The sequence below is a fragment of the Sphingopyxis sp. GW247-27LB genome, from assembly GCF_002277025.1.
GTDB lineage: Bacteria > Pseudomonadota > Alphaproteobacteria > Sphingomonadales > Sphingomonadaceae > Sphingopyxis.
Map to the genome: position 1 here is coordinate 686,814 of NZ_NIWD01000008.1, position 12,980 is coordinate 699,793.

Annotated in this window: 10 protein-coding genes; 6 read left to right on the top strand and 4 right to left on the bottom strand. The window is 66.8% G+C overall.

The window, feature by feature from the left end; all coding sequences use genetic code 11:
* Nucleotides 1–167: 167 nt before the first annotated feature.
* The 3 genes from CD928_RS10755 to CD928_RS10765 are packed head-to-tail and all read right to left on the bottom strand — an operon-like array spanning nucleotide 168 to nucleotide 4,024.
* The gene (locus CD928_RS10755) at nucleotides 168–668 is read right to left on the bottom strand and encodes a hypothetical protein (protein WP_095387051.1); all 501 of its coding nucleotides are present in this window, start codon (nucleotides 666–668) and stop codon (nucleotides 168–170) included.
* A complete protein-coding gene (gene polA, locus CD928_RS10760; RefSeq protein ID WP_095387052.1) occupies nucleotides 665–3,475 on the bottom strand; it encodes a DNA polymerase I in 2,811 nt (936 codons plus the stop codon). Before polA ends, CD928_RS10755 begins: the two co-directional genes overlap by 4 nt.
* A 33-nt stretch (nucleotides 3,476–3,508) precedes the next feature.
* Complete coding sequence (locus tag CD928_RS10765; RefSeq protein WP_095387053.1) at nucleotides 3,509–4,024, bottom strand: GFA family protein; 516 nt, start codon at nucleotides 4,022–4,024, stop codon at nucleotides 3,509–3,511.
* Nucleotides 4,025–4,114: 90 nt separating this feature from the next.
* Between CD928_RS10765 and CD928_RS10770 the strand changes: the two genes are divergently transcribed.
* The 6 genes from CD928_RS10770 (at nucleotide 4,115) to CD928_RS10795 (ending at nucleotide 11,987) form a co-directional block, all read left to right on the top strand.
* Nucleotides 4,115–4,537: an SgcJ/EcaC family oxidoreductase gene (locus CD928_RS10770; protein ID WP_095387054.1), complete on the top strand. Its 423-nt coding sequence runs from the start codon at nucleotides 4,115–4,117 to the stop codon at nucleotides 4,535–4,537.
* 461 nt (nucleotides 4,538–4,998) lie between these two features.
* Nucleotides 4,999–5,262: a GlsB/YeaQ/YmgE family stress response membrane protein gene (locus tag CD928_RS10775; protein ID WP_095387393.1), complete on the top strand. Its 264-nt coding sequence runs from the start codon at nucleotides 4,999–5,001 to the stop codon at nucleotides 5,260–5,262.
* Between the two features lie 116 nt (nucleotides 5,263–5,378).
* Nucleotides 5,379–5,648 (top strand): GlsB/YeaQ/YmgE family stress response membrane protein, encoded by a 270-nt coding sequence (locus tag CD928_RS10780; RefSeq protein ID WP_095387055.1) that lies wholly within the window; start codon nucleotides 5,379–5,381, stop codon nucleotides 5,646–5,648.
* 335 nt (nucleotides 5,649–5,983) lie between these two features.
* Entirely contained in the window at nucleotides 5,984–7,162 is a 1,179-nt protein-coding gene (locus CD928_RS10785; RefSeq protein ID WP_095387056.1) for an efflux RND transporter periplasmic adaptor subunit, read from the top strand.
* Nucleotides 7,163–7,201: 39 nt separating this feature from the next.
* A complete protein-coding gene (locus CD928_RS10790) occupies nucleotides 7,202–10,618 on the top strand; it encodes an efflux RND transporter permease subunit (RefSeq protein WP_095387057.1) in 3,417 nt (1,138 codons plus the stop codon).
* 118 nt (nucleotides 10,619–10,736) lie between these two features.
* Complete coding sequence (locus CD928_RS10795; RefSeq protein WP_095387058.1) at nucleotides 10,737–11,987, top strand: DUF445 domain-containing protein; 1,251 nt, start codon at nucleotides 10,737–10,739, stop codon at nucleotides 11,985–11,987.
* A gap of 78 nt (nucleotides 11,988–12,065) precedes the next feature.
* Here the strand turns inward: CD928_RS10795 and CD928_RS10800 are convergent, their stop codons facing one another.
* The gene (locus tag CD928_RS10800; RefSeq protein ID WP_095387059.1) at nucleotides 12,066–12,857 is read right to left on the bottom strand and encodes an NAD(P)-dependent oxidoreductase; all 792 of its coding nucleotides are present in this window, start codon (nucleotides 12,855–12,857) and stop codon (nucleotides 12,066–12,068) included.
* Nucleotides 12,858–12,980 lie beyond the last annotated feature (123 nt).

The window sequence follows — 12,980 nt, forward strand, 5'->3', positions numbered from 1 at the left end:
GTCTTTCGTCGATGGCCGTCACATCTGTGTCAGCCAGACGTCACGCTGCGGTCATAGGCGCGAATGCCGGGCAAGGGAAGGGCGGGCGCCGCCTGGGGGCTCGGGCCATCCGGCCAGCGTGGCGGCTCGGCGATTATCCGTCGCGGGGTGAGGCTGGGGTCCTGACCCTAGTCCCGCCAGGGCCCGATTTCGCCGACCTCGCCCACGGTGCGATAGCGAACCGCGCCGTCGAGCCACGCGATTTCCCACATCGGCGCCGGGCGCGTCCATTCGCCGATCACGAACAAGGGCAGCCGGTTTGCCGCGACGAAGGCAAGGTCGTCGTCGGTCGGCCCCGGCATCACGACGCTGGGCTTCTGGTGCAGCCGCACGACCGCCAGCGTTCCGGCCGGCGGCGGGGGCAGCGATTCGCGCGCCGGAAAGCCGAAGCTCGCCGCGACATCCGGATAGCCCTTGTCGTCGCGCGCGATGATCAGCACCTTGTCGGCAGTGCCGAAAGGACCTCCTACCGGCTTGCCGACCGCCTTGCGCCCGACGATCGCCGCATATTCGCGGATATCGCTATCGGCGACCGATGCAGGCGGCAAAGGCGCCGGCGCTTCGGCCGCGGGCGGCGGGGTCGGCACGGGCGCCGGGTCGGCGGCGAGCAGCAGCAGGGCGGCGATCAATGCGCGTCGCCCCAGCTCTTGCCGGTGCCGATCTCGACCTCCAGCGGCACCGAGAGCGTCAGCGCGGGCTCGGCGGCGCCCATCATGACGCGGCGGATGATCTCGCCCGCCGCGTCGGCCTGACCCTCGGGGGCTTCGAACACGAGTTCGTCGTGGACCTGGAGCAGCATCTTCACGTCGGGCAATCCGGCGTCGGCGAGCGCTGCGGGCATGCGCGCCATCGCGCGCTTGATCAGGTCGGCGCTGGTGCCCTGGATCGGCGCGTTGATCGCGGCGCGCTCGCTGCCCGCGCGCTCGTGCTGGCTCGCCGCCTTGATGCGCGGGAACCAGGTCTTCCGGCCGAACAGCGTCTCGGTATAGCCCTTCGCGCGCGCGCCTTCGAGCGTGTCGGTGATATAGTCCGAAATGCCGGGGAAGCGCTCGAAATAACGGGCGATCAGCGCCTGCGCCTCGTCGGGGGTGATCTCGAGCCGCCCGGCGAGGCCCCAGCGCGAAATACCATAGAGGATCGAGAAATTGACCGTCTTCGCCTTGCCGCGCGTGTCGCGGTTGACCTCGCCGAACAGTTCGATCGCGGTCGCGGCGTGGATGTCGTCCCCGCGCGCGAACGCCTCCTTGAGCTCGGGCACGTCGGCCATGTGCGCGGCGAGGCGCAGTTCGATCTGGCTATAGTCCGCCGCCATCAGCACATGACCCGGCGCGGCGATGAAGGCGTCGCGGATCTGACGCCCGGTCTCGGTGCGGATGGGGATGTTCTGGAGATTGGGGTCGGTCGACGACAGCCGCCCGGTCTGCGCGCCGACGAGGCTGTAGCTCGTATGCACGCGCCCGGTCACCGCGTTGATCTGTTCCTGCAGCGCGTCGGTGTAGGTCGACTTGAGCTTGGCGAGCTGGCGCCATTCCAATATTTTGCGCGCGATCGGCACGCCGTCGCGTTCGAGCCGTTCGAGCTCGGTCTGGTCGGTCGACCACACCCCCGACTTGCCCTTGCGCCCGCCCTTGAGCCCCAGCTTGTCGAACAGGATCTCGCCGAGCTGCTTCGGGCTGCCGATCGCGAAGGGCTGGCCGGCGAGGCCGTGGATTTCGCCCTCCATGCGCAGCATGTCGTTCGCGAACTCGCCCGACAGCCGCGCGAGATAGTCGCGGTTCACCATGATGCCCGCGCGCTCCATCCCTTCGACGATCGCGGCGAGCGGGCGGTCGACCATTTCGTAGATGCGGGTGCCGCCCTCGATCGGCAGGCGGAGCTTGAACAGTTTCCACAGCCGCCACGCGACTTCGGCGTCCTCGGCAGCATAGGCGGTCGCGCGGTCGAGCGGCACCTCGGCGAAGCTGATCTGCGCCTTGCCGGTCCCGCACATCTCCTTGAAGGTCAGGCAGACATGGTCGAGGTGGAGCTTTGCCAGCTCGTCGAGCCCGTGCTGATGCTTGCCCGCGTCGAGCGCGAAGCTCATCACCAGCGTGTCGTCATAGGGCGCGATGCTCACCCCGTGCTGCGCGAGCACGCCGATGTCATATTTGAGATTGTGCCCGACCTTCAGCACCGCCTCGTCGGTGAACAGCGCGTGGAGGCGGCCGAGCGCGTCGGCCATGGGAATCTGGTCGGGTTTTTCGGCGAACATGTCGGTGCCGCCGTGGCCGAGCGGGATGTAGCAGGCCTTGCCCGGCCCGGTCGACAGGCTGACCCCGACGAGGTCGCCGGTGACGCTGTCGAGGCTCGCGGTCTCGGTGTCGACCGCGACGACATGCGCGGTGCGCGCCGCCTCGATCCAGCGGTCGAGCGCCTCGATCGTCGTCACCGTCTCGTACAGCGAACGGTCGATCGCCGGCATCGGGGGCAGGGTCGGAGTCGAGGGTGCGGCCGGGACGGCGGCGGGCGCGGCGCCCGTGCGCGGCAAGGTCGGCGGCCCGCTCGGGGCGACGCCATTGTCGAGCTTGGCCGACAGCGAGCGGAAGCCATGTTCGTCGAGGAACAGCTTGAGCGGCCCCGGCGGGATCGCGCCGAGCTTCAGCGCGTCGAGCGGATCGGGCAGCGGGCAGTCGCGCTTCAGGTCGACGAGGACGCGCGACAGTTCGGCCATCGCGCGATGTTCGATCAGATTTTCGCGCAGCTTCGACGGTTTCATGCCCTCGGCGCCGTCGAGCGCGGCGGTCAGATTGCCATATTCCTGGATCAGCTTGGTCGCGGTCTTGGGCCCGACGCCGCGCACGCCCGGCACATTGTCGACGCTGTCGCCCATCAATGCGAGCACGTCGCCGACGAGGTCGGGGGTGACCCCGAACTTCTCGTTCACCGCTTCCAGCCCGATATGGGCGTTCTTCATCGTGTCGAGCATGTCGACGCGCGGCCCTTCGGCGGGTTCGCGCACGAGCTGCATCAAGTCCTTGTCCGACGACACGATGGTGACGTCCCAGCCCTCGCGTACCGCGGCCTCGGCATAGCTTGCGATCAGGTCGTCGGCCTCGAAGCCCTCCATCTCGATGCACGGCAGCGAGAAGGCGCGCGTCGCGTCGCGGATCAGCGGAAATTGCGGGACCAGATCCTCGGGCGGCGGCGGCCGGTTGGCCTTGTACTGATCGTAGATATCGTTGCGGAACGACCGGCTCGAATGGTCGAGGATGACGGCAAGGTGCGTCGGCTCCTCGGCATCGTTCAGGTCCTTCGCCAGTTTCCACAGCATCGTGGTGTAGCCATAGACCGCGCCGACCGGCACCCCGTTCGGGTTCGTCAGCGGCGGCAGGCGGTGATAGGCGCGGAAGATGTAGCTGGAGCCATCGACCAGATAGAGATGATTCTTCTCGGACATGGCGGGCGGTGTAGCAGGGGCGGGGCAGGGGGCCTAGCGCGATGTTCCCGGTTTCTTCCCGGCGCCCGAGGGCCAGCTATCGGTGTCGTGGTCGGGGTGCTGGTGGTTGCTCGCCCGGATCGCGGCTGCTTCTTCGGTCATCAGTTCTTCGGTGCTGCCGTCGGCCTGCAGCGCGGGAATGATGTCGATCCACGGCAGGCGTGCCTCGACGCCGAACTGCCGCTTCGGCGGAAAGCGCGCCGGTTCGTCGAGTGAACCCGTCGTGACGCTCAGATGCGCGGCATCCCGATAGTCGTAATAGAGCGGCGTTCCGCAGTCGCGGCAAAAGCCGCGTTCGACGGGGTCGGAACTCTTGAAGGTCGCGGGCGTGCCCCGCGTCCAGGTCAGCGCATCGCGCGGGACCCCGACGAGCGCGGCAAAATAATTGCCTGCCGCCTTCTGGCACATGCGACAATGGCAGACGTGCGAGGTATCGAGCATCGCCGACGCATGATAGCGGACGCCGCCGCACTGGCACCCGCCGGATGCTTCGATTTCGATGCGCTTCATCGCGCCGACTCGCGTGTCGCTTTCACCATCGGGACAGGATAGGAAGCGGCGGTTCTTTCGTCGAGGCACTCGGCGACCCGGAGGTGGACGATGGAAGAAGATGCGGGACCGGCGGAGGTCGCCACGCGCTTTGCGGAAGCATGGAATCGGCACGACATGGTCGCATTCGGCGAGTTGTTCCACGCCGACGCCAGTTTCGTGAATCGCTTCGGGACCTATTGGCGCGGGGTCGAGCAGATCGTCGCGGGCCATGTGCCTATCCATCAGACGATCTACAGCGATTCGACGCTGATCAACGAGGTCGCCGATGTCGATCCGATTTCGGGCGATGCCGCGATCCTGCATATCTGGTCGCGGCTGAGCGCGGGCGCGGCGCACCCGGCGGGGCCGCATCAGGTCGATACGATGATTCTCGCGGTGGTGACGCGCCGTGACGGCGCGTGGCGGATTCGGGCGCTCGAAAATGTGACGCTGGTCAACCCGCGAACGGGCGAGCCGGCGCTTCGGGACTGAGCCGCCGCGCACTCTTGCTCGATTGCTTCGAAATGGCCGAGGTCTTGCCCGCGTGGTTTGAGCCCCCCGATGACAAGCGGCGAGTTGTATCGCGAACCTCAGAGGCCGTGCAAGCATAGGAGGATCGGGTGCCAAGCGCGACGCCGCCGAGGCCGGGAATGACAGATAGGAACTGATGCACAAAGCCACCTCTGGAAACGCGCAGAGAAAAATCATGGGTGTGACCCGCGTCACACCGCCGTCGCCGCGCGCATCCTATCCCTTCGATTGCGACCCGGAACAGTTCCCGATCAGGAACTGATCCCACTTTCCCGGCCGGGCCGCTCGCGGTTCGGCCGGGAACCTTTTGCGCTCCGCTGGCATTGTGCAGACATCGGCAAAGCGATGTTCGGACACGACAAGGCGTGACGAAAACGTCCCTCGTGCTGTCCATCGCTCCGGTCCATCATGGGAGCAAATATATGGGTATCATCATCACGCTCATCGTCGGCGGCATCATCGGCTGGCTGGCGAGCATCGTCATGCGCACCGATGCGCAGCAGGGCATTTTCCTCAACGTCGTCGTCGGTGTCGTCGGCGCCTTCCTGGGCAATATTCTCGGCGGCATGTTCGGCAGCGGCGCGTCGCTCAGCACCTTCAGCCCCGTCGGCCTGCTGTGGGCGTTCATCGGCGCGGTCGTGTTGCTCGCGATCATCAATCTGGTGCGCCGCGGCAGCGTGCGCTGATGGGCCGGCAGCGGCGTCATGCCGCTGCCATTCCATTAGGAGAATTGAAAAATTTGCGTTACCATCACGGCGCCTGCCACGGCGGGCGGCAACGAAGATCGTAAGGGGGTCATCTTATGACTTGGATTATCGCAATCATCATGGGCGGCATCATCGGCTGGCTGGCGAGCATCGTCATGCGCACCGATGCGCAGCAGGGCATTTTCCTCAACATCGTCGTCGGTTGCCTGGGGTCGATCCTCGGCCGCTTCCTGTTCGGCAGCTTTCTGGGCGGCGGACATCTGCGTGGCGACGCCTTCGACCCGATGACGTTGCTGACGGCGTTCATCGGCGCGGTGATCCTGCTCGCCATCGTCAATCTGGTGCGCCGCGGCAGCGTGCGCTGAGCCGGCGAGCCGCGGCCTCTTTGGGGCCGGGTTGAAAAAAGGGGCGGTCGATCCGGGATCGACCGCCCCTTTTTCATGCGCGGAACCTTTGGGTCCGCCCATATTGTCTCTGGACCCGGGAGCCGTGAAGCGCCTATGAAACCCGCCCTTCGCGGGATCGGACGGGTTCAAGTTTCGCGCTTGCCAGCGGTGATTTAATACGGTAATACACCTGCGAAATTATCTGGATCCTGCCGTGCGGATCGGAGGGGCGGTCGCCAAGGGTGGCTGCGGGTCCGGTCATCGTCGACGGCAGAGGGGAATTCGGCGTGAACTACGAGCGGAAAGTGGATTCGATGGACAGCTTGGCGGGCTCGACGCAGGGCTTTTACGAAGAGGCGGACAATCGCCGCAAGCGCATGCGCCTGATCATTGCGCTGGGGCTCATCGCGCTGGTGCTGGCGATCGCCTGGTATGCCTTTTCCGCGAGCAAGGGCGGCGGTGCGGCGGCCGGGGACGGCGCTGCGGGCACCGCCGCGAGCGCCCCGACCGTCACCGTCATGGTGCCCGGCATGCAGTCGGTGCAGGTGGCGATTTCGGTCAACGGCACGATCGCGGCGCGGCGTGAAATGCCGGTCGGCGTAGCCGGCGAGGGCGGCCAGGTGGTGAGCGTCCTCGTCGAACCCGGCCAATGGGTCGGCGCGGGCCAGACGCTGGCGGTGATCGACCGTTCGGTCCAGGCGCAGCAGGCGGCGAGCCTTGCGGCGTCGATCCGCGTCGCGCAGGCCGATGCCGATCTGGCCGAGGCCGAACTCAAGCGCGCCGAGGCGCTGGTTTCGCGGGGCTTCATTTCAAAGGCCGACATGGACCGCAAGCGCGCGACGCGCGATGCGGCGCAGGCGCGCGTCCGCGTCGCGCAGGCGCAATATCGCGAAGCCGTGGCGCGCAACGGCCGGCTCAATATCGTCGCGCCCGCGGCGGGCCTCGTGCTGACGCGCCAGGTCGAGCCGGGCCAGATCGTCGGCGCGGGCAGCGGCGTCCTGTTCCGCATGGCCAAGGGCGGCGAGATGGAAATGCTCGCCCAGATGGCCGAGGCCGATCTGCAGCGCGTGTCGGTCGGTACGCGCGCGACGGTGACGCCGGTCGGCACCGACCTGCAGATCGCGGGTCAGGTGTGGCAGGAATCGCCCGTCATCAACCCCGATACGCGGCAAGGCACGGTGCGCATCGCACTGCCCTACAGCGCGGCGCTGCGTCCCGGCGGCTTTGCCGACGCGCGCCTCGTCGCGGGCACCGGCCAGGCGCCTCTGCTTCCCGAAAGCGCGGTGCAGAGCGGTCCCGAGGGCAATTTCGTGCTGATCGTCGACAAGAGCAACCAGGTCCAGCGCCGCGCGGTGAAGGTCGGCACCGTCACCGACGGCGGGGTGTCGATCGCGTCGGGGCTGACCGGCAACGAGCGCGTGGTCGTGCTCGCGGGCGCCTTCCTCAACCCCGGCGACAAGGTGAAGCCGGTCGTCCAGAAATCGCCGCAGTAACCGACCGCACCGCATCATCGCATACAGGGCGCCTGACTCATGAGCTTTCGCAACATCTCCGCCTGGTGCATCCGCAATCCGGTGCCGCCGATCGTCCTGTTCGTGCTGCTGCTGCTCGCGGGGTTGATCAGCTTCAACCGGATGGACGTCAACGACAATCCGGACGTCGAATTCCCGGCGGTCCAGGTCATCGTGGTGCAGCCCGGCGCGGCGCCGACCGAACTCGAAACGCAGGTCACCCAGCGCGTCGAAGCGGCGGTGCGCGGGGTCAGCGGCGTCGACGAAATGTCCTCCTATGTCGGCGAGGGGAACAGCACCACCTTTGTCCAGTTCGCGATCGGTACCCCGATCGACCGCGCCTACAACGACGTCAATCAGGCGGTTTCGCAGATCCGCAGCGAATTGCCCGACGGCATTCTCGAGCCGCAGATCATGCGCGTCGATATCGCGGGCGGGCCGATCACCTATTTCTCGGTCGAAGCGGCCGACATGACGCTCGAACAGCTCAGCTGGTTCGTCGACAATACGGTGGCGAAGGAATTGCTGTCGATTCCGGGCATGGCGAAGGTCAGCCGCTCGGGCGGCGTCGACCGCGAGATCCGCGTCATCCTCGATCCGGCGCGGATGCAGAGCTATGGCCTGACCGCCAGCCAGGTGAACCAGCAATTGCGGCAGGTGAACCTGAACGCCGCGGGCGGCCGCGCCGAGATCGCGGGGTCGGAACAGGCGGTGCGCGTGCTCGGCAACGCCGCCAGCGCCTATGAACTGGGCCAGACGCGCATCGCGATCGGCAACGGCCGGACAATCCGCCTGTCGGACGTCGCGAAGGTCAGCGACGGCTATGCCGAACAACGCAACCTCGCCAAGATCGGCGGGCGGCAGGTGCTCTCCTTCTCGATCGAGAAGGCGAAGGGTGCCTCCGACGTCACCGTCCACGACGAGGCGATGAAGAAGCTCGAGGAGATCAAGAAGAACAATCCCAAGGTCAACTTCAAGATCCTCTTCACCCGCACCGAATATACCAAGGAGCAGTATCGCAGCTCGATGGCCGCGATGATCGAGGGCGCGGTGCTCGCGGTCGTCGTCGTCTTCCTGTTCCTGCGCGACTGGCGCGCGACCTTGATCAGCGCGCTTGCGATCCCGCTCTCGGCGATCCCGACCTTCTGGTTCATGGAGCTGATGGGCTTTTCGCTGAACGGCCTGTCGCTGCTCGCGCTGAGCCTTGTCGCCGGGGTGCTCGTCGACGACGCGATCGTCGAGATCGAGAATATCGTCAGGCATATGCGCATGGGCAAAACCGCCTATCAGGCGGCGATCGACGCGGCGGATGAAATCGGCCTCGCGGTCGTCGCGACGACGAGCTCGATCGTCGCGGTGTTCCTGCCCGTCGCATTGATGCCCGGCGTGTCGGGGCAATTCTTCATCCAGTTCGGCATGACCGTCGTCTTCGCGGTCCTCGTCAGCCTGGCGGTGGCGCGCATGATCACGCCGATGATCGCCGCCTATTTCCTCGCCGCGCAGGGCGAACAGGCGCACGCCGAAGGGCCGTGGGTCGACCGCTACGAACGGCTGCTCGGCTGGACGCTGAACAGCGAGAAGCATCGGGCGGTGAAGGCGCGGTACGAGGCGTTCCCGACGAAGATCCAGTATCTTGCGGTCGCGCTGGCGGCTCCCGCGCTTTTCGCGCTGTTCCGGACCTTCGCCTATTTCCAGCCCGTGCCAGCGGGGCAGGATGAACCCAATCCGGCGATGTACTTCCTCCTGAACCTTCCCTTCTCGTCGCTGGGCCTTTTCCTGCTGGTCGCGCTGCTGACCATCCTGATCGGCGCGCTTGCGTGGCTGCTCGGCATGCGCCAGTTCGGCTTCACCAACTGGTCCAAATATATGGCGCAGCGCGCTTATGCGCGCCTGTTCGACCATCGCGTGTGGATCGTCGGCGTCGGCGTCCTTGCCTTTGCGATGAGTCTCATCTTGTTCGCGGTCATCCCGAAGCAGTTCCAGCCGACGATCAACAGCGACTACAGCCAGGTCAAATACGAGCTGCCGCCGGGCTCGACGCTCGAGCAGAGCGAGACGATCGCGCGGCAGATTTCGGCGATCCTCGACGGCAGCCCGGTGGTCGACACCGCCTTCTATGACGTCAATGTCGGTGGCGGGAACGCCTTCCTGACGCTCAAGAAGCACCGCGAGGTCACCAGCGTCGAATGGGAACGCAGCCTGCAGCCCAAGCTCGCGGCGATCCCCGACGCGCGGGTGACCTTCCAGAGCCAGTCGGGCGGCTTTTCGGGCCGCGACATCACTTTCGTCATCGGCGGCGACGATCCGGTCGCGCTCGAAAAGCACGCGCTCAAGATCGTCGACGAGATGAAGGGGCTGAAGGAAATCCGGTCTCCGCGCATCGAGGGCGATATTCCGCGACCCGAGATCATCATCACGCCGCGGCTCGACCTCGCCGCCGACCTCGGCGTGACGACCGCTGCGCTCAGCCAGACGATCCGCATCGCGACGCTGGGCGACATCGACCAGAATGCCGCGAAATTCTCGCTGTCCGACCGTCAGATCCCGATCCGGGTGCTGCTCTCCGAAGATTCGCGGCGCAGCCTCGCGACGCTGGAAAATCTGCCGGTGCCGACTGCCAACGGTTCGACGGTGCCGCTGAAATCGGTCGCCGAGATCGGCTTCGGCGCGGGGCCGACAGAGCTTCGCCGCTACAATCAAACGCGGCGCATCGTGATCGGCGCCGACCTCGCGCCGGGGCTGGTCACGGGCAATGCGCAGGAAAAGATCGACGCGCTGCCCGCGGTCAAGAACATGCCGCAGGGTATCCGCAAGGTCATCCAGGGTGACGCCAAGTGGCAGGCCGAGATGATGACGAACTTCTTCATCGCGCTCGTCGCGGGGCTGATGCTCGTCTTCTCGACGCTGGTGCTGCTCTATCGCCGCTTCCTGTCGCCGCTGGTCAACATGTCGTCGCTGCTGCTCGCCCCGCTCGGCGGTCTGCTTGGACTGCTGATCACAGGCATGGAAATCTCCATGCCTGTGTTCATCGGCCTGCTCATGCTGCTCGGCATCGTCGCGAAGAACTCGATCCTGCTCGTCGATTTCGCGATCGAGGAGATGGACAAGGGAATCGACAAGGCCGAAGCGCTGAAGGATGCGGGACGCAAGCGCGCGCAGCCGATCGTGATGACGACGGTCGCGATGGTCGCCGGCATGGTGCCGACCGCGCTGTCGCTGTCGGGCGACGGGGCGTGGCGCGCGCCGATGGGGGTGGTGGTGATTGGGGGGTTGATCCTATCGACCCTCCTGACCCTGCTGATCGTTCCCGCGGGTTTCAGCCTTGCCGACAGCATCGAGAAACGGCTCGGCCGCTTCTTCTCGCGCAACCTGCTGACCTATCGGCCGGGCGACGACACCAAGCCGCACGCCGACCCGGTTCCGCACCCGGCGGAGTGAGGCGCACCCGGCGCGGCGACCGGCCGCGCTGGTTGCAACCTTTGCGCTATGCCGCCATTTGATGGACATGACGGAAAGCGTTTCTTCCGAAACCGATAGCGGACGCGCCCACCCCCATATGAACCGGAGGGTGGGCGTTGCCGTTCCGACGGGCGGGTTCAATATCCGCATCGTCGCGACCGGGCTGCTCGTCGTCATGGCGGCCGTCTTCGTCACCGCGAAATATTTCCAGGACGCGCATCCCGCCGTCGGTTTCGTGCGCGCCTTCGCCGAGGCGGCGATGGTCGGCGGACTGGCCGACTGGTTCGCGGTCACCGCGCTGTTCCGCCATCCGATGGGGCTGCCGATCCCGCACACCGCCATCGTGCCGCGCAACAAGAACCGCATCGGCGATACGCTCGCGCGCTTTCTGCTCAACAATTTCCTGCTGCCGCGCCTGATCGCGCGCAAGATGCAGACGGTCGACGTCGCGGGCGCGGTCGGTCATTTCCTGTCGCAGCCCGCGGCGGGCGGCGGGCGGCTCAAGCTGGGGGCATCGCGGATCATTGCCGACGCGCTCGGCGCGCTCGACCAGAAGCGGCTGGGCGGCATGGTCAAATCGGCGATCGCCGACCGCCTGCGCGAACTCGATATCGCGCCGCTGCTCGGCCAGGCGTTGCAGGCGGCGCTCGCCGAGGGGCGGCACCAGCCGCTGCTCGACGCGATGGTCAAATGGGGGTCGAAGACGCTCGACCTCAACGCGCACCTGATCCACCAGATGGTGCACGACAATTCGAACGCGATCGTCCGCTTCACCGGGCTCGACGAAAGCATCGCCAACCGCATCGTCGCAGGGCTCGGCAAGCTGCTCACCGACATGGCGGCCGAGCCCGACCATCCGATCCGGCTGCGCGTCGAGGAAGGGCTCGCCAAGATGGCGCTCGACCTTCAGGAAGATCCCGAGGTTCAGGCGAAGGTCGCCAAGGTGCGCGACGAACTGCTCGACAATGCCGCGGTCAAGCGCTGGCTCGATGGCCTGTGGGAACAGGGGCGCAGCGCGCTGCTCAAAGCGGCGCGCGACCCCGAAACGATGCTGGCGGGGCGGATCGGCGAGCTCGTCACCCAGTTCGGCACGATGCTGGGCGAGGACGCGGCGATCAAGCGCACGCTCAACCGCTATGCACGGCGCGCGGTGGTCGGCGCGGTCGACAGCTATGGCGAGACCGCGCTGCGCCTCGTGTCCGACACGATCCGCGGCTGGGACGCGAAGACGATCACCGACCGGCTGGAAAATGCGGTCGGCGACGACCTGCAATATATCCGCATCAACGGCACGCTGGTCGGCGGGCTGGTCGGGGTGCTGATCCACGCGGTGGATATCTGGATCTGACCGTCGCCCGCGCAGGCGGGGGCCGCTATGGGCGTGGCGCAAGGGTGCCAACGGCCCCCGCCTTCGCGGGGGCGACGGTTATGGGAGGCTCGCCAGCCCCTCGCGAAAGCTCGGATAGCGCGGTGTCCAGCCCAATAGCCGCTTCGCCTTGCCGTTCGCGACGCGGCGGTTTTCGGCGTAGAAGGCGCGTGCGGCGGGCGAGAGGCCCGCGTCCTCCAGCGATTGCAGCGGCGGCAGCGGCGCGCCGAGCCGCGCGCAGCCCCATTCGACGAGGCGGTTCTGATGGCAGGGCTCGTCGTCGGCGAGGTTATAGACGCCCGGCGGGCCGGTGAAGGACGCGATGACGCCGCCCGCGATGTCGTCGACATGGATGCGGCTGAAGACCTGTTCCGGCAGGTCGATGCGATGCGCGCGCCCTTCGCCGATGCGATCGAGGATCGAGCGGCCGGGACCGTAGATGCCGGGCAGGCGGAGCACGCTTGCGTCGCCGCGCAGCATGGCCCAGGCCGCGTCGGCGACATTGCGGTCGGGACGGCGGCCCTTGACGGGCGCGCTTTCGTCGACCCACGCGCCGCGTGCGTCGCCGTAGACGCCGGTCGAGGAGAGGTAGCCGACCCAGCGGGCGGGCGCGATCGCGATCGCCTCGCCATAGCGGGCGAGCACGGGATCGGCGCCCTCGGCGGGCGGCACCGACGACAGGATATGCGTCGCGCCGCGCAGGGCGGCGATCACCGACGGCGCATCGTCGAAGGCGAGCGTGCCGCCGCGGCCGTCGCGCGTCGTCCCCGTCACCGCCCACCCGCGCGCGAGCAGGCGATCGGCGAGGTGGCTCGCCGCATAGCCCATTCCGAAAATCAGCATATGGCTCATCGGCCGCCTTATTGCGCGGAGGGCGCCGCAAGCCTAGGATAATAAGTGACCATTTTTCCCGTTCGTGCTGAGCTTGTCGAAGCACCGTTCTTTGTCTTCGAGGGAAGAGAAGAACGGCCCTTC